Source organism: Mesorhizobium sp. M1E.F.Ca.ET.041.01.1.1 (assembly GCF_003997355.1).
Classification (GTDB): domain Bacteria; phylum Pseudomonadota; class Alphaproteobacteria; order Rhizobiales; family Rhizobiaceae; genus Mesorhizobium.
Map to the genome: position 1 here is coordinate 1 of NZ_RZSL01001268.1, position 426 is coordinate 426.

Sequence of the window (426 nt, forward strand, 5' to 3'; positions counted from 1 at the left end):
CCACCAGCCCGATCAGCGACGAGGCCATGCCCCAAGGCAAGGAATAGGGCATCGGCCGTTTGTCGGTGATCATGCCGATCACCGGCTGCAGCAGCGAGGCGGTCACCTGGAAGGTGAAGGTCAAAAGGCCGATCTGCCAGAAGTCGAGACCGTAATTGTCCTTGAGCAGCGGATAGATGGCCGAAAGCAGCGACTGCATGATGTCATTGACGCAGTGGCAGAAGCTCACCGCAAGAATGACGGTGAAGGCCGTCGCTTGCGCCGAGGGGTGGCTGGCCGGCGCTGGGGTAGCGACGGCGGCAGCTGTCGTGTCGGTCAAGGCAATTGCTCCGTGGTCTTTTTGGCGGCGAACCGCAGGCAGTCTTATAGGACGCTTGCCTTATAGTCGGCTTGAATGGCGACTTCTTTCGTGGTTTGGTCCAATAG

1 pseudogene is annotated in these 426 nt (G+C 59.6%); it reads right to left on the reverse strand.

Annotation, left to right across the window (positions count from 1 at the left end):
- Window positions 1-319, reverse strand: a pseudogene (locus EOA38_RS38730) (MFS transporter); the annotation flags it as partial.
- Between the last annotated feature and the right edge of the window lie 107 nt (window positions 320-426).